Genomic DNA, 17,147 nt, shown 5'->3' on the forward strand with positions numbered 1-17,147 from the left:
TTCTATTTGTTAAACGGATAAAAAAATAAAAGTTCATCATATTTTATGTCAATGTATTTTAGCATAACCTATGCTTCGGTTACTCCTTTTAATAAATATACTAACAGCTGTAAGACATAGTCGACGTTCCTTTCCGATTCGTTGACCATATTTCTGATCAATCCACTTTTTTCTTTTTGTTTTAGCTGCACCTGCAAAATACTGATTATGCGTTGTAGCAACTCATCATTACCAGCAATTATTTTTCGGATCTCTCTACCTATCACTTTTGCTGCAATTTGCTCCAGCTCCACATCCTCTTCCCCACCAAATAAATCAGAGTGATGATCATATATTAAATCCGACTGAAGATTAAAAAAGTGGAGCACAATATTGATAATATCTCTTGGGTCCTTCCCCCTATTTTCTGGGCGATCATCATAGGAAATGAATTTCAGCAAAACTATAGCTGGTAGCGTAGCGATTCTAAAGCTATGTCCGGTATCCAAATCAACTATTGCTGTACCTGACTGATGAACTTCCATGAATCCGTTAACCTTAATGTTTGTCAGCCCTGTTCCTTCAAAATTGACATCATCATCTATTTCCATTCCGCCAAAAGGTAACATATCAATCTCCATACCATCGGGGGAAATCATTATAAAGGCATTGTTTTTTGATTCCGAATAGTTCTTTGTTTCAATCAAATATGTTTTTACATCCTCATAATCTTTTTTAGAAGCAATAAAAACTGCAAAATCTACATCCTTTGTTGTTCTTTGTAATTGCCCGGAACCTGTATACCAAACCTCTTTAGCTAAAGCTCCGATCAGGTAAAAATCGATCTGCATCTGATAAAAGATTTCTTCCAAATCATCAAACACCGTCTTTAACTCACCAAGTCTAATATTATTCATATTCTTGTTTTAAATGTTCATTGTAAATTCTTTCAGCTGTTTCTCTATTTCTGGGATCATCAGTAATCATTAAATCTGCATAAATAAGCAAAGTCGGTGCAATAGGTAGCGTTTGGTCTGCATCATCTTGCCAGAACTTTTCATAAAATTGAATATTACCTTTAGCATCAGGTAATAACCTCCATTTTTGCATCAATACATGCTTAGCCTCTGTCGTATAAACAGTAAATTCTTTCGCGTTTAAATAATTTGTGATTAGCTCTGCCCCTGGTTCACCACCCCACACCGTTTCGCCAGCCCTTACAGGAAAAGTATCTAGGTTCATTAAGTCCTCAGGTTTATTCAATCTATATTTCCCTATCAATAACAGCGGTTTCAATGTCTCTTTATAACCCGCTATCCATCTTTCTAATAAAGCTCTTTTGTTCTGCAATACCATTTCCTTCTCATTGATCTGCAATATAAAACCAGCCTGTTCCAACCCTAAAATGATATTCTTAATATTACCAAGTGCTACTCCTGTAGCCCTGGCAAGAGCCCGATATGGCATATTGATTGCATCATTATGCCATAGTAGGTAAAAAACAGTCCTTAATCCTGTCTTTGTAAATGCTCTATTAGTCACAGGGGCCTCCGGTTCTATATTTTTTCTCCCGTCCAACCAGATGTAATTACCCTGAGTATGTACATAAATATTCCCAGCTCCATCTAAGTATCCAATCTTATGCTCTCTAAGTTTCTCCTTTAGTTTTGGAAAAATTCGTTCAGCAACTACCATTAATGGTTGATTTTTTGAAGCCTGCTCAATTAATCTCGGTAAATGATACTCTCTAAGTTCCGTTTTTACTTCCACATAAAAATGAACTTGAGTACTTCCCAAATCCAAATCAATAGATCCATCAATACCCTTATCTAACTGGTCACTTCTTAAATTCCAGGTACCCGTCAAACCGGTATGATCTGTCAATTGTACTAATGCTCGATCTGCAATTTCTGTTTCGTTCACCATAATACTATGTTCACGTAACGTGAACATTCAAATATAGTGAACATAAGTGTAAAAATAAAATTAGGACCACTAACACTACTTCTACCTTCATCAAATTTTAAAAGTAGTAAAGGATCATCTTATTGCCAAATTAGATCCCCCGCCTAAAGCAGAGTTTTCAAAACTTGGAAATTTTTGCAATTCATGAATTGTATCAAGAAGTTGAGGAGAAATGGCTGTCATTATTTAAAACGTGCAAATTGCTTAATATGATAACCTCTTGCTACCCATAAACGTACCTTATTGTTAATTCGTTCTTTAGTTTGCTTAAGTTCAAGTACAATTTGATTATGAGAGTACAGTTTTTCCAAACGAACGATATCTTGATCAAATGTCTGTGCAGTTGTTGCAAAAAGAGGCCTTGGAATTATAAAATCCTTGTCTGCGTTTACATCAAGTTTTTTATAATCCACATCCCAAAATAAATGCTTTGGAAAAATGTCAGCTATATTTGCAACCGTTTTCATTTATAAAAATGTAAGTACTAATGGCTAAAAAGAATCATTCAAAGGATTACCTCGGGGCCATTTTTTGTCAACTTGCTAATAGCTCCAATGAGCTCTGTATTACTCGAAGAAAAAATAACTGATTAATCCATGGGGCTTGATAGAGCTGGCTAATTTCAATAATAACAGATTGACAAACTAACTAATGCAACCTTCCAGTACTAAACTATGGTATAGTGCATTCATCAACCAACTTCAAAATAGAATAATAATTCTTACTCACCGCATCAGATAATGCCATCTCACAAGTTTTAGAAGATGAATAATAGCCATCGAACACACTGGAGGAACATACTTCTGTCTTCTCTAGAAAGGTTGCTGATTGCGTTAATTCAGGAAAAAGAAAACCACGGTCTCCTACCATTCCACAACAACCGGCAAACATTGGCAAGGTTACCTTGTCAGCAAAACACCTCGCTAGGCTATTAAATTTCCTCTCCAAACCGTCTATTTTCTGTAAGGAGCACACGGGATGTTTATCTAAACTTAGTTCCGCAACCAGCTTTTTTAACTGAGAGTTTTCATTATATGAATGATCATTACCTATTAACTTCTCTAACAACTTTGTCAAGATCTGTAGCACTTTGAACAATCATTTTTGCAGTGTCCTGCACATCTTTTAAGTCTGTAGCTTCTTGTATTAATTTTCCAAGTCCCAACAGATTTGCGACATATCGGCGAATTGAGTGAGAATGACTGATCTTAATCTCCTGGAGCTTTCCACTAACTTGCATAAATTCCGTGATATCATGACCGACACAAAAGATCCCTATGGGTAAATCATGGTCATTGAACATTGCCTTGTATTCCCATTTGGTAATAATAAATCCCCCATTACCATCATGCTTGCGTAAGGTCGCAGGAAAAGCTGATTCTCTATACATAAACGCTTTTTCAGAAACAACTTGACAAATTTGTTGATCATCTTCGTGCACAGTTATAGCATAGTGCTTGCCTACAAGGTCAGCATGAATAGGGTTAAAAACTTCAGTGTAATGCATGTTCAGATAACTGTATTTAGAATCCATATCTACTGCTATAAGATAATATGTTCTTGAATCACCTAAAAGTTCCTTAATTGCTTGAAAATGTTGTATACTATTCATAGCTCAAAAATACATAGAAAAGATAGCTTATTAATTAAATTTACATATGGTCAAAGTGTTTATACCGAAAGAAAAGAAAGTAAGGAGATTGTATCCGACATGATTAATGGAGGAAAAGCATAGGAAATAGTAAAGATATACCATTGATATCCCTGATCGTTGGTCACAAAAACTACAAAAAAAGTTTAACCATCACCACTTTATAATTCGTTGATGGCTAAACTCATTAAATTTCAATTATTCCTCCTTATTTTTCATCATCATTAGCAAAGAATAAGCGCCTTTAACCACAATCTTAGCGGTTTTAAAGTCTAAACCATCGGGTAATCCAACAGCAGTAAAGCCCCCCTCATTCTCTCCTAACTTAACCTCCTTGAGTTCAAAAGTATTTTTATCTTTTACCAGGAATAAAAACTGTTTTCCTTCAAACTGAACTAAAGCTTCGGTAGGAACAGCAGCTGAACTCACATTTTTCACTTGTACCTCGGCATTCATAAAAGTGCCTGGCACTAAGGATTTGTCATAAGTTTCAAAATGACAATGAACGTCAGCATTTCCATCAGTAGAAAGGTCTTTACCAATCAGTAAAATAGTACATTTCCGTTTTTTTCCAACCTCATTATTGGTATAGGCAAGTAGTTGCTGACCTATGTAAAGCTGATGCAAATCTCTTTCAAATACTTTCAGAGCAAGGTGAATATCTGATGGATTAACCAACTCAAAGAGCACTTCTGTAGGGTTAACATACTTCCCTACATTCACATTAACCTTAGAAACATAACCGTTTATGGGTGCATATATATTGATGTTGGTTTGTATTTTATTTTCATTGATGTGCTGCACGTTTATCCCTACCAATTTTAACTTCTCTTTCAAGGCGGTCATCAATACCAGCAAGCTTCTGTAATCTGCCTCTGCCTGTTGATAATTCTTATCGCTGCTGGCTTTACTTTGGTTAAGGTCCTTTTGTCTTTTATATTCATTTTCAAAAAAACCAATTTTTGCTTTTGCAGTTAGGTAATCCTGCTGTAGCTGAATATACTGCTGGTCTTCTACCGTGGCGATCACCTGACCCTTAACCACATGCATCCCTGGGAGCAGTTTAGTCGATTTCAAGTACCCACCCATAGGTAAACTTACGGATATCATATTTTGAGGTGGCACATCAATTTTACCATTGAGCTTTAGCACCGAAGAAATTTCCTTCTGCTCAATTTCCCCGGTTACAATTTCTGCATTTTTCATTTGGGCGTCATTGAGCTTGAGTACATTGCCATCCTGGGCTGGCAATGTGACTACTGAATTACTTTCTTTGTTTTGACAGCCACTGAATACCAAAAGTATCGTAGCAAAATATATAATGTTTTTCATGATTTTGTCCTATTTATTGCTGAGGTAATAAAGTTGAATGATTGCTTCATTTAGATTTTTAACCGCCTCCAGATAGTCATTTTTCACTACTGTTGACTGATTAATCAACTGAACCCATTCCAAATAATTGATATACCCAGCTGCGAGTTGTAAATTTGCAGTACTGGTAATTAGCGCTGCATTTTTCAATGACTTACTTTCAAAATAAGCGACTGTTTGAAGACACTTCTGATAGGTCAATACTGCAGACTGATAGCTTGAAGAAAGTTGCTGAACAGCGATTTTATACTCATTTTCGGCTACTTTTCTGCTGATCACAGCACTATTAATTTTAGCCTTGATGGATGAAGCAAATATCGGAATCCCCAAACCCAGCTGCACAGAATGAAAGCGTTGGGCACTATTATAAAACTTTTCATCCGCCCCCATACCCCGGATACTTCCATTGTTATATCCGATGGTCAGCTCCGGTAGCAATTTGCTTTTCTCTAATGCCAGACCTGCAGCTGCAATATTTTCCTGTTGCTGCATCAACTTTAATTCAGGATGCTCCAAATTTAATATTGCAAGATGATCACTGGTAATGAGCAAACATTTTTCATCATCAGGAACAAATACCTCTTTTGAATTCAACAACAGCTGAAATCGTAGTTGAAGTACCGCCTGATCATCTTTCAACTGGTTCATTTGTAGCTCTATCTGAGACAGTAAGGTTTCAGCACTTGTTTTCTCCAGGATATTACTTTCACCTTTAGCTAGTCTGAGTGTAGACTTTTCATAAAAATTTCTGTATAAACTATCCGACTGAATCAACAGCTTTCTTTTTTGCACCATATACTGGATCAGGTAAAACAGTTGTGCTACTTCCCTTTTTAGGATGGCCTCCTTTAATGCCACGTTCATCATACTGCTTTTCCAATCTTGTTGCAATAATGCTTTTTGTCTGGCATAAACCCTGGGAAAGCTAAAAGATTGAGTTAGTCCAAATTTGGTGTCTGTATAACTACTATTGATTTGTCCATATTCCGCAAATACATTTGTTAATGGAATATTTACCCCCGTTTTCATTAACATTTGCTGATATTGAACTTTTAATTCCTCGTTCTTGATTTTCAGGTTGTTTTTCAGAGCCGTATCTAAGGCCGCTTTTAGACTAATTGGTGCCTGAGCCACACAAACCTGGCTACTGAGTAATAAGAGCAAACAGGAAGCAGCTGTGATTATTGATTTATTCATTGTCTTTTTAAAACCGGTTTCGAACATGATATAGAGAACAGGCAGAACGAATAAGGTTAGAAATGTAGCAATCAATAAACCACCTATCACTACCGTAGCCAGCGGCCTTTGAACCTCCGCTCCAGCCCCATTACTAATTGCCATAGGGAGAAATCCCAAAGAAGCAACGAATGCCGTCATCAGTACCGGTCTAAGCCTAACTTTTGTTCCCATCAGTACAATACGCTTCAGGTCTGTTATTCCTTCCTGTTTTAATTGATTAAATTCAGAGATCAGTACAATTCCATTTAAGACCGCAACGCCAAACAATGCGATAAAGCCTATTCCTGCACTGATACTAAAAGGCATTCCCCGCAGCGCAAGGAATAAAATTCCACCAATGGCAGATAAGGGTATTGCCGAATAAATCAATAATCCTTGTTTTACAGAATTGAAAGCAAAATAAAGCAATAGGAAAATCAATAACAGAGATACCGGGACAGCAATCATCAGCCGTTGCTTAGCTGCATTTAAATTTTCAAAAGCCCCTCCATAACTGACATAATATCCGGGTGGAAATTTCAACTTTTCATTTACCTTTTGCTGAAGTTCATGAACGATACTCTGCACATCCCGTCCCCGAACATTGAAACCAACAACGATTCTTCTTTTGGCATCCTCACGCTGAATCTGATTAGGGCCATCCTTTATTTCTACATTTGCCAATTGGTATAATGGAATTTGAGTCCCTTTAGGGGTCGCTATTAACAGGTTTTTTATGTCCTTAAGGTCTTTTTTTTGAGCTCCGGCCACACGAACCACTACTTCAAATCTTTTTTCGCCTTCAAACAGCATACCGGTACTTTGTCCTGCCAGCGCTGTATTGATCGTTCTATTAATATCCTCAATAGTTAAGCTGTATTGAGCAATGGCACTACGATTGTACTCAATGATGATCTGTGGCATACCTGAAACCGTTTCCACATAAAGATTCTTTGCTCCTTCAACTGTATTTACGATTTTTCCCAATTTTTCAGCATAGCTTGCCAAAGTATCTAAATCTTCCCCAAATATTTTACAAACCACATCCTGCCGGGCACCGGTCATCAACTCATTAAACCGCATTTGCACAGGAAATTGAAAACCCGCAGTGATACCGGGTACATCTTGAAGAGCTTTCCCCATCTTTTCAGAGAGCTCATTAAAAGTTTTAGCTGAGGTCCACTCCTCTTTTGGCTTTAAAATTACCATCATATCACTAGCTTCCATCGGCATAGGATCTGTAGGCACCTCACCGCTGCCAATTTTAGTCACTACCTTTTCCACTTCAGGAAACTGAGACTTCAGGATATGGGCGGCCTTTTGGGTGTGTGCAATCGTTGTACTAATGCTACTTCCCGGAAGTACACGCGTATCTACGGCAAAATCCCCTTCCTCTAGTGCGGGAATAAACTCCCCGCCTAGCGTAGTCAACACAAATAAAGCCGTAATAAACAAGCAAACCACCATAGCAATCACCATTTTAGGGAACCCTAAAACTGCGGTTAAAGCAGATTGGTAAACACGTTCCAAGCTGGCCATTACCCGATCCGACAAGTTAGGTTTGTGCTTTACCTTTTTACTCAAAAACAGCGCACTCATCATTGGAATATAGGTTAAAGAAAGAATAAAGGCGCCTAACAAAGCAAAAGCGACCACCTGCGCCATAGGTTTGAACATCTTACCTTCAATACCTTCTAAAGTAAAAATGGGCAGATAGACAACCAAAATGATGATTTGGCCGAATACCGCACTGTTCATCATCTTACTTGCCGAGCTCTTCACCTCAGTATCCATCTCCTGCTGGCTGAGTTCATTCACCTGCTGAAAATGCTTGCTGTGACTCAAGCGATGCATCACCGCCTCCACTATAATTACAGCTCCGTCTACAATCAAACCAAAGTCAAGCGCCCCCAGACTCATCAGATTACCACTGACACCAAAAAAATTCATCAAAATGATGGCAAACAACATAGCCAAAGGGATAACAGAGGCGACTAAAAGACCTGCCCGGAGATTCCCTAAGAATAAAACCAGGACGAAGATTACGATTAAGGCACCTTCCATTAGGTTGCGTGTCACCGTACCAATCGCATGATCCACCATTTTTGTCCGGTCCAAAAAGGGTTCAATCATAACCCCTTCAGGTAAAGTTTTTTGAATTTGGGCGATGCGTTCTTTCACATTCTTGATTACCTCGCTGCTATTCGCTCCTTTAAGCATCATCACCACCGCCCCAGCCACTTCTCCCTCATCATTGTAGCACATTGCACCATAACGGGTAGCATATCCGGTTTTGACTTCCGCTACATCTTTAATATACAATGGGGTGCCATCAGCAAGGGTCCTTACCAGTGTGTTCTTTATATCTTCCACACTACCAAATAAACCCTGACTACGTATGTATAAAACCGTGGGACCTTTTTCAATATAGGCACCTCCGGTATTTTGATTGTTCTTTTCAAGTGCAGTAAATACATCATTAATCGTCAAATGATGTGACAATAATTTACCGGGCTCTACTTCAATGGAATATTGCTTTAGCTTACCGCCAAAACTACTCACTTCAGCAATTCCTTTAACACCTAACAACTGTCTACGTACGATCCAATCCTGAATTGTACGTAATTCTGTTTCATCAAATTTGCCGGCATAACCTGGTTTTGGTTTCAGAACATATTGATAAATCTCGCCTAAACCAGTACTAACAGGCCCCAGCTCCGGAACACCAATCCCAGGAGGGATTTGTGACTGAACCTTTTGCAGCCGCTCAGCAACCTGTTGTCTTGCCCAATAAACGTCGGTAGCATCGTCAAAAACCATGGTCACCAGGGACAGCCCAAACCTGGAAAAACTTCGGATCTCTTTTAATCCGGATATGTTACTATTGACCTGTTCAATGGGGTAAGTTACCAATCGTTCTATGTCGGTTGCCCCGAATGAAGGGGCAACAGTTATCACCTGAACCTGATTATCAGTAATATCAGGTACTGCATCAATAGGCAAACGCTTGAGCTCATAGCTGCCATAGCCAACTAAGGCCAACATAAAAAGTCCTATAATCAGCTTGTTCTTAACAGAAAAAGCTATAATTCTATTCAGCATAATAAAAATTATGAAATAAATTAACGGATCGAAATGTGCTTAACACTAACCTATCTGAGGTTATTAAACACAAATCATTAATAAAAGCTTAAAAAATGCTAGCTGAATTTTGGCGGTTGCCAGATGCGGGAAAGGTAATTAGATTTGAGTACTATATCATTAGAAATATAAATTTTTAGAAATACTATTTTTAAGGAGTAAATGCTAAACAATTCTAATGAGTCAGGAATAAAAGCTGCTGAAATCGATGCCGTAAAATGACAAGGAGTTTTAAAGGGCAATTGCATATCTCTAACATGATCATAGTCAGTTGGACTGCCATGGAGATAGTGATTGGCAACATAGTCTATAAATGAAAGTTGCTGATCCAAGGCTTTATGCTCCCTATAATGCTCAAAAACAACCGGTATTTTTAACAACTGATAGACATCAGGAGTTGAAAACAGGTAAATCAACAGAAACAATATTGCGGTTAACTTTTTCACAGCACCATAAAGATAACCAGAATTAACATTAAACAGCTTACCTAAATTAATTTTTTCCTTTTCTATCAAAGCTGTGAGGAGATTAAAAACCGTCAAAACGCAATTGTCAGTGTATCAAAACAAAGATGAAAGTTTAATGACTAAATATACCATCCATGGATGATATATTTGCAATATGAAGATAGAGCAAGAGATTAAGCATATTTTTGTTAGTCCTCAGCAGCGTGCACTAACAAACATCATTTTCACATCTAACTGGGTGTTGAACCGTATTGCTTCAGCTTTAAAGCCCACAAACCTATCTCTTCAGCAATTCAACGTACTGAGCATTTTATATGGTCAACCCGAGCAAACAGCTACGGTAAATCTGATCACTGAACGGTTAATCGATCGCATGCCAAATACCTCAAGACTGCTGAATAAACTGATGGATAAGGGATTAATTGAAAAAGAGAAAAACACTAATGATCAACGTGTTGTTTATATAAAGTTAACCACTGAAGGTGCAATCTTAAAACAGAAGGCGCGATCCATAATTGATAGTATCCTTATCAATCTAGAGGATAAAGAAGCAGACATTCTAAACGAATTACTCGAAAAAGTAAGAAGTTAGAAAAAATAAACAAATACCCATGAATAAAGTAATCCTGTTAAACAATCGTCCGGTAGGCAAACCTACTGTGGATGATTTCAAATTTATAGAAGAAGAAACACCGGTAATACAAGAAGGACAAGTTTTACTAAAAACCCTTTATGTTTCTGTTGATCCCTACCTGAGGGGAAGAATGAGTAGTGCAAAGTCTTACACCCCTCCTTTTGAGTTAAATCAACCCATCCAGTCCGGTATTATCGCAGAGGTTATAGCCTCCAAACACCATGATTTTAAGCCTGGTGATTTCGTTTCGGGAATGCTATCCTGGAAAGAATTGCAACTTTCAGATGGAAAAGGCCTTCACAAGGTCGATGGACATGCCGCTCCCCTATCTGCCTATTTAGGTGTTTTAGGGATGACTGGATTAACGGCATACCTGGGTTTAACTGAGATTGGAAAACCTAAAGCTGGCGAAACATTGGTGGTTTCAGGCGCAGCGGGTGCAGTAGGTAGTGTTGTAGGGCAAATCGGTAAGATCCTGGGCTGCAAGGTTATTGGAATGGCTGGATCGGATGAAAAAACTACATTATTGACATCTAAATTTGGTTTCGATGTAGCCATCAACTACAAAACCACCACGGATATGACATCAGCGATAGCAAAAGCTGCACCGGATGGCGTTGACATCTACTTTGATAATGTGGGTGGTGAAATTTCTGATGCCGTGCTTGCAAACGTAAACCAGTTGGCTCGCGTACCGGTATGCGGTGCAATCTCTGGCTACAATGAAACTGAGGTGCCTACGGGCCCAAGGGTACAAACCACACTGGTAAAAAATAGCGTGCTGATGCAGGGATTTGTGGTATCCAACTATTCAGCGAAATTCCCTGAAGCCATCAGACAATTAACCACCTGGTTCCAGGAAGGTAAATTAACCTATTCAGAAACCATTGTTCATGGTTTTGATCATATCCCTCAAGCCTTTCTTGATTTATTTGAAGGAAAAAATGAAGGAAAAATGATTGTTAAAATTTAATCCAACACAGCAACAAATATGTTAAATTTCGAATTTAAAAACCCGACCAAGATTATCTTTGGTAAAGGTCAAATAGAAAAACTGGAGCAAGAAATCCCAAAACAGGCAAAAGTAATGATGCTGTATGGCGGTGGATCGATTAAGACCAACGGCATATATGAGCAGGTAAAAAAAGCATTGAGCGGCTTTGAAGTTGTAGAATTTTCGGGTATCCCGGCTAATCCGGAATATGAAGTTCTGATGGATGCACTAAAAATCATCAAAAAAGAAAACATTACCTACATGCTAGCTGTTGGTGGCGGTTCGGTAATAGATGGTGTAAAGTTTCTATCGGCAGCAGCTTTCTATCCCGGAGATACCCCTTGGGATATCCTTAAAAACGCGATTAAAACAGAAAAAGGATTACCATTCGGCACCGTACTCACTTTACCTGCTACAGGCTCTGAAATGAACTCAGGTGCTGTGATTACCAGAAGAGAAACTCAGGAAAAGCTGGCTATGGGTGGGCCAGGACTATTCCCGGAATTCTCAATCCTGGACCCGGAGGTGGTTAAATCCATTCCACAGCGACAACTGGCAAATGGTATTACTGATGCTTACACCCATGTGCTGGAACAATACATGACTTATCCCGTTGGAGCGATTTTACAGGACCGTATTGCCGAAAGTATATTGCAGACATTAATTGAAATATCGCCAAGAATTATGAAAGACACTGCTGACTATGAAGCTGCAGCCAACTTCATGTGGAGCTGTACAATGGCTTTAAACGGACTGATCCAGAAAGGTGTTCCAACAGATTGGGCAGTGCATGCAATGGGACATGAACTTACAGCCTTGTTTGGAATTGATCATGCCAGAACATTAGCGGTAATTGCACCCAGCCATTACCACTACAATTTTGAAGCTAAAAAAGAAAAACTAGCCCAATATGGTAAACGGGTATGGAACATACAAACAGGCTCCGTTGAAGAAATAGCAAAGGTCGCAATTGAAAAGTCTGTCGAATTTTTTCATTCCCTGGGTATAGACACCAGGTTATCTGATTACACTCCTGCCTACGAAGGTACTGCTGAAAAAGTAGCACAACGTTTTACAGAGAGAGGCTGGATAGGCTTAGGTGAACATAAAACACTTACACCGGCAGATGCAGAGAAAATAGTAAAAATGAGTTATTAGTCTTAAAAACAATAGTTATGAAAGTATTAATCGTATTGACATCCCACAGTGATTTAGGTGACACGGGACACAAAACCGGTTTCTGGATAGAAGAATTTGCCGCGCCTTACTATGTGATGGCTGATGCCGGAGTGGAGCTCAGTATCGCCTCACCTAAAGGAGGTCAGCCCCCAATAGATCCTAAAAGTGACAGTCCGGAAAATCAGACTCCTGCCACCAAACGCTTCCATGCAGATGAGGCGCTGAAAGCAGCGCTGGCTCAGTCTTTAAAGTTAAGTGAAGTAAATGAAGGTGATTATGATGGTGTTTTCTATCCGGGTGGTCATGGTCCACTGTGGGATTTAGCAAATGATAAAAGTTCCATTTCTTTAATTGAAGGCTTTTACCAACACAACAAACCTATTGCTTTTGTGTGTCATGCCCCTGCGGCGCTGGTACAGGTAAAAACGTCGAATGGGGAGCCATTGGTTAAAGGAAAACAAGTGACGGGCTTCTCAAATACTGAAGAAGAGGCTGTACAATTGACTAAAGTCGTTCCTTTCCTTTTGGAAGATGAGCTGAAAAACTTAGGCGCAATTTATAGTAAAGGCGCCGATTGGAGTGCTCATGTAAAGAAAGACGGCTTACTGATTACCGGACAAAATCCAGGTTCATCTGAAGCAACGGCTAAACTGCTGCTTGAAACATTAAAAGCAGGTAAATAAGAACGCTTATAAGGCTGGAATCTAATGTAATAAACTGTGTCTCTAAGTTAATAACTAACTGACACAGTTTATCTACACCCTATTTTTTTGTAGCAAATGATTACAAATTAGGTGGTTTGGTTACTCATTCCAAAAAGCAATTTTGCTGACCATTTACTATTTGTTAATTGACTAGGATTGTTGTAACTGTTGTTGGAAAGTGATGATGATAAACTCAGCGGGTCTTACTATGGCCACCTTTACGTTGATCAGCATCTTTCCGTCCAAAATATCGTTTGGTGTCATCGTTGCCCCAAGGCCAATCTGAACATCAAAAGCTTGCTCGGGTACTGCACCAGCCAAAGCTCCTTGTTTCCAAAGATTAGTTAAGAAGTTTGTGACCATTGCTTTAATCGTAATCCATGTGTTTGCATCATTAAGCTCAAACACATAATCCCTTGTAGCTGCTTTAATTGATTGCTCAATCATAATCAAGGTCCTTCTCACATTGATATATTTCCAGTCAGCACTATTTCCATCCAAGGTCCTGCCGCCCCATACCAAAGTTCCAAGACCTTGAAACGGACGAATGACATTTACCGATTTTCCTGTTTCCGGATGTACGTTAAAATCTTCCTGATCCTGACTTGAAATACTAACGACTGGACTGTCTACAAAGTTCAAAGAATAATTGGCTGGTGCTTTCCACACTCCCCTTGTATTGTCAACCATTGTATAAAGTCCTGCTATTGCTGCACTTGGAGGCAATTGATTTACCAGATTTCTGGCTTGATTTAATATGGCACTGTAATTGGCACTCGTTGATTTAAGCTCAAGATGATGATTTTTGTTTAGGTTATGAATCTGATCCAACAAACCCGCTTTATCCAACTCAGCAAACTTGGTCTTGTAGTTTTCATATATTTTTTGTGGCAGACCATCTTCGAGATAATCATTGTATGAATCCGGAAGATTTTCGAATGTAAGCTCATCAATTTCAACTACACTTGAATTCAGCCATGGATAATATGCTGCGCCATAGTTAAGGAAACTATTTCCGATTTTGCTTCTAAACTCATCAACTACGGCTGAAGGTTTCATGCTGTCATCATGGTTCTTAAGATCAAATATGGCAAAGCGGTTCTGCATTCCGGCGCAATGAGCAAGAACATCGGTATAGATTGCATACGCAGCTTCCTTTAACTTTATAACATCAGGCATTACAACTAATGTAGGTTCCGGAGTATTTTTCAATATTTCCAATGCACCATCAACCTTGTTGAAATCTGAGGCCTTTACCTCAAGTCCATTTACTTTGTCGCCATATACATCTACTGCTAAAATAACGCAGGAACTTCCTCCATTTGTATAGAACAATCGAATACTATTATAGAAATACAGTTCATTATCCTCTTCATACGAAACCTTAAATGTATCCGGACTAGTCTCATCCGCTTCAATTTTGAAGTTTGGAGAAAATGTTCCCCCGAAATGCGCTACATACTCAGCAAATGAATTGATTTTTGTTGGAACACCAATCAGAGATTTTCCATTACTTTCGGCCTTAAAAGTATAGCCAACAAATGCGGGAATTGCAGTTTCTACTGCTATAGCTGAATTTGGGAAAGCTGGTAGTTCTTCAATGTAAACTCCGGGTGATTTGCGCATTGCCATAAGTTTGGTAATGAATTTAGGTATGTAACATTATGAAATTCTTTTCAGCAAACCAAAAACATTAAGCACCGAAACTATATTTATCCGCAATTGTTACTAGTTCAGTAAACGAATCTTTTAACAGGAGCATATGCCTCTCGAGATGAAACAAATAATTAATATGAACAATACCGGAAAAAACGTATTATACCTAAGCTTAGCACTAAGTACCTGTGCGATACTTTTCAACGCCTGCAAAGTCAGCATACCCAAAGGAGCCAAAGCAGTAAAACCATTTGACAGCAAACGTTACCTGGGCAAATGGTATGAAATTGCACGACTTGATTTTAAATATGAAAAGAACCTCAATAATGTAACCGCAACCTATACTGAAAAAGATAAGGGTCAAATCCAGGTAGACAACAGAGGCTATGATACCGTAAAAAAACAGTGGAAACAAAGCATCGGTAAAGCCAAGCTTGTAAAAGGAACAGATCAGGGAAGATTAAAAGTTTCCTTTTTCGGTCCATTCTATGCAGGTTATAACGTAATCGCTATCGACACAGATTATCAATATGCACTGGTGGCTGGCAATAACCTAAATTATCTTTGGATACTTTCCAGAACAAGCGCAATACCTGAGTCCGTAAAGGAAGACTATCTCGCGCAAGCTAAAAAATTAGGTTATCGGACAGAGGACCTGGTGTGGACCGTACATCATCCACAATAGAAAGATGTAATATTCCGCATCATTCCTTTAAAAATAAAAGCATGAAAAGGCAAAACTGCATACCAGTATAACCTTCCTGTGAGGCCTAAAGGCCGAAAAGTAGCCGTTTGTATAAATCTATTTTCCTTATCTATTTTAAATTCGAGCCAGGCTTCACCAGGTAATTTCATTTCTGCATACAACAGTAGACGCCCATCCTTTTTATCGGCAAGAATTACTCTCCAGAAATCAATTACACTTCCAGTCGATAATGTATTGGAATTTGTTCTCCCCCTTTGCAATCCTACTCCGCCAAATAACTTATCCAGGAAGCCCCGAATACCCCAAAGCCAATCTGCATAATACCATCCCGTTTCTCCACCTATAGCCCAAACATTCTTCAATACACGTTCCCGATCAGCTACCTTCATGGATCGCACATCTTTAAAACAGCCCTCCTGGGGAACTTCAATGAGTTTTTTAAACCGATCAGGATAAACGTAGCCATTCATCGCATCCCGCCAGCTTGAAATGACCTGGTTTTGTTCTATTTTATCAAAAGCCAATTCGATCGACTGCTCATAGGTAATGGGTTGAATGTTTAATTTTTCCTGCAGATCATTTGGTTTTGCCACCACATCAACCTTCATACTCTCTACCAAACTGCCCGCCAAAGGATAAGAAACTGAGGTCACAAAATATAGCCAATAGGAAGAAAGCTTTGGTGTCATTACGGGTATGGTAAAAATCCATCGCTTCAATCCCCTCACTTTAGCGAAACGCAAAAGCATCGCCTTGTAAGTAATCACCTCTGGCCCTCCGATATCATATGCTTTATTGAAAGCATACTCCTGCATCAGCACTCCTTCAAGAAAATGAAGTACATCGCGAATACCTATGGGCTGACAACGCGTATTGAGCCACTTAGGTGCAATCATTACAGGTAGTTTCTCTACAAGGTCCCTGATAATCTCAAAACTGGCACTTCCCGACCCCACAATAATCCCCGCCCGTAAAGTAGTTAAAGCATACTTATCCGATTGCAAAGCCTCCTCAACACTCAGGCGTGAATTTAAATGTTTCGACAAATGCGCACTATTCACAATTCCACTTAAAAAGATAACTTGTTTTGTAGATGTGCGTTCTATGGTGCTTTTAAAATTATTTGCAGTCGACAGCTCAGCTTCGGAAAAATCACCCTTTGCTGCCGACATGGAATGCATGAGGTAATAGGCTACATCAATAGAGGCAGGTATATGAGCAAGACTTTCCTTGTCCAGGAAATTAACTTCAACCACCTCTAAATCAAACCCGGCATATTTACTTTTATCAAATCGGCTTTTATCCCGAACGCAACAAATCACCTGGTGCCCATTTTCAAGCAAAACAGGCAGCAATCGCTGAGCGATGTAACCGGTAGCACCTGTTAACAATATTCTCATATACTTAAATATACTAATATTGGTAAACATCCCAATTGGATCTAACTATTTTAATTATATTAACATGATAATTTTATTTAAC

At 38.9% G+C, this 17,147-nt stretch carries 15 protein-coding genes; 5 read left to right on the plus strand and 10 right to left on the minus strand.

Translation table 11 applies throughout. From position 1 onward, the window contains the following. Positions 1 to 68: 68 nt before the first annotated feature. The 8 genes from K7X70_RS10285 to K7X70_RS10320 all read right to left on the minus strand — a co-directional run bounded on the left by K7X70_RS10285 (position 69) and on the right by K7X70_RS10320 (position 9,840). Entirely contained in the window at positions 69 to 896 is an 828-nt protein-coding gene (locus tag K7X70_RS10285; protein WP_222536974.1) for a hypothetical protein, read from the minus strand. Then, on the minus strand, positions 889 to 1,905 hold the full coding sequence (locus K7X70_RS10290; protein WP_222536975.1) for a type IV toxin-antitoxin system AbiEi family antitoxin: 1,017 nt from the start codon (positions 1,903 to 1,905) through the stop codon (positions 889 to 891). The genes K7X70_RS10285 and K7X70_RS10290 overlap by 8 nt, the downstream gene beginning before the upstream one ends. 221 nt (positions 1,906 to 2,126) lie before the next feature. Then, complete coding sequence (locus K7X70_RS10295) at positions 2,127 to 2,411, minus strand: DUF6922 domain-containing protein (RefSeq protein ID WP_222536976.1); 285 nt, start codon at positions 2,409 to 2,411, stop codon at positions 2,127 to 2,129. Between the two features lie 205 nt (positions 2,412 to 2,616). Then, positions 2,617 to 3,012, minus strand: a complete 396-nt coding sequence (locus K7X70_RS10300; protein ID WP_222536977.1) for a (Fe-S)-binding protein — start codon at positions 3,010 to 3,012, stop codon at positions 2,617 to 2,619. Beyond that, positions 2,990 to 3,556 carry a PAS domain-containing protein gene (locus K7X70_RS10305; protein ID WP_222536978.1) on the minus strand — a complete coding sequence of 189 codons (567 nt, stop codon included), beginning with the start codon at positions 3,554 to 3,556 and terminating at the stop codon, positions 2,990 to 2,992. The genes K7X70_RS10300 and K7X70_RS10305 overlap by 23 nt, the downstream gene beginning before the upstream one ends. A 237-nt stretch (positions 3,557 to 3,793) precedes the next feature. After that, positions 3,794 to 4,927, minus strand: a complete 1,134-nt coding sequence (locus K7X70_RS10310; protein WP_255607065.1) for an efflux RND transporter periplasmic adaptor subunit — start codon at positions 4,925 to 4,927, stop codon at positions 3,794 to 3,796. A 9-nt stretch (positions 4,928 to 4,936) separates the two neighbouring features. After that, positions 4,937 to 9,286, minus strand: a complete 4,350-nt coding sequence (locus tag K7X70_RS10315) for a CusA/CzcA family heavy metal efflux RND transporter (RefSeq protein WP_222536979.1) — start codon at positions 9,284 to 9,286, stop codon at positions 4,937 to 4,939. Positions 9,287 to 9,384: 98 nt separating this feature from the next. After that, positions 9,385 to 9,840 carry a hypothetical protein gene (locus tag K7X70_RS10320; protein WP_222536980.1) on the minus strand — a complete coding sequence of 152 codons (456 nt, stop codon included), beginning with the start codon at positions 9,838 to 9,840 and terminating at the stop codon, positions 9,385 to 9,387. Positions 9,841 to 9,946: 106 nt separating this feature from the next. On the opposite strand from K7X70_RS10320, the gene K7X70_RS10325 reads away from it, so the two are divergent. The 4 genes from K7X70_RS10325 to K7X70_RS10340 are packed head-to-tail and all read left to right on the plus strand — an operon-like array spanning position 9,947 to position 13,282. Beyond that, positions 9,947 to 10,384 carry a MarR family winged helix-turn-helix transcriptional regulator gene (locus tag K7X70_RS10325; RefSeq protein WP_222536981.1) on the plus strand — a complete coding sequence of 146 codons (438 nt, stop codon included), beginning with the start codon at positions 9,947 to 9,949 and terminating at the stop codon, positions 10,382 to 10,384. Between the two features lie 19 nt (positions 10,385 to 10,403). Continuing rightward, positions 10,404 to 11,399, plus strand: a complete 996-nt coding sequence (locus tag K7X70_RS10330) for an NADP-dependent oxidoreductase (RefSeq protein ID WP_222536982.1) — start codon at positions 10,404 to 10,406, stop codon at positions 11,397 to 11,399. Positions 11,400 to 11,417: 18 nt separating this feature from the next. Beyond that, positions 11,418 to 12,578: an iron-containing alcohol dehydrogenase gene (locus K7X70_RS10335; RefSeq protein ID WP_222536983.1), complete on the plus strand. Its 1,161-nt coding sequence runs from the start codon at positions 11,418 to 11,420 to the stop codon at positions 12,576 to 12,578. 17 nt (positions 12,579 to 12,595) lie between these two features. Next, positions 12,596 to 13,282 carry a type 1 glutamine amidotransferase domain-containing protein gene (locus K7X70_RS10340; RefSeq protein WP_222536984.1) on the plus strand — a complete coding sequence of 229 codons (687 nt, stop codon included), beginning with the start codon at positions 12,596 to 12,598 and terminating at the stop codon, positions 13,280 to 13,282. Positions 13,283 to 13,453: 171 nt separating this feature from the next. Here the strand turns inward: K7X70_RS10340 and K7X70_RS10345 are convergent, their stop codons facing one another. Next, entirely contained in the window at positions 13,454 to 14,929 is a 1,476-nt protein-coding gene (locus K7X70_RS10345; protein WP_222536985.1) for a phage tail sheath family protein, read from the minus strand. Between the two features lie 148 nt (positions 14,930 to 15,077). Between K7X70_RS10345 and K7X70_RS10350 the strand changes: the two genes are divergently transcribed. Beyond that, the gene (locus K7X70_RS10350) at positions 15,078 to 15,644 is read left to right on the plus strand and encodes a lipocalin family protein (RefSeq protein ID WP_255607066.1); all 567 of its coding nucleotides are present in this window, start codon (positions 15,078 to 15,080) and stop codon (positions 15,642 to 15,644) included. On the opposite strand, the gene K7X70_RS10355 is transcribed toward K7X70_RS10350, so the two are convergent. Further along, entirely contained in the window at positions 15,632 to 17,065 is a 1,434-nt protein-coding gene (locus K7X70_RS10355; protein WP_222536986.1) for an SDR family oxidoreductase, read from the minus strand. The genes K7X70_RS10350 and K7X70_RS10355 overlap by 13 nt on opposite strands. Between the last annotated feature and the right edge of the window lie 82 nt (positions 17,066 to 17,147).

Origin of the sequence: Pedobacter polysacchareus (assembly GCF_019802255.1) — a bacterium.
Taxonomy (GTDB): domain Bacteria; phylum Bacteroidota; class Bacteroidia; order Sphingobacteriales; family Sphingobacteriaceae; genus Pedobacter; species Pedobacter polysacchareus.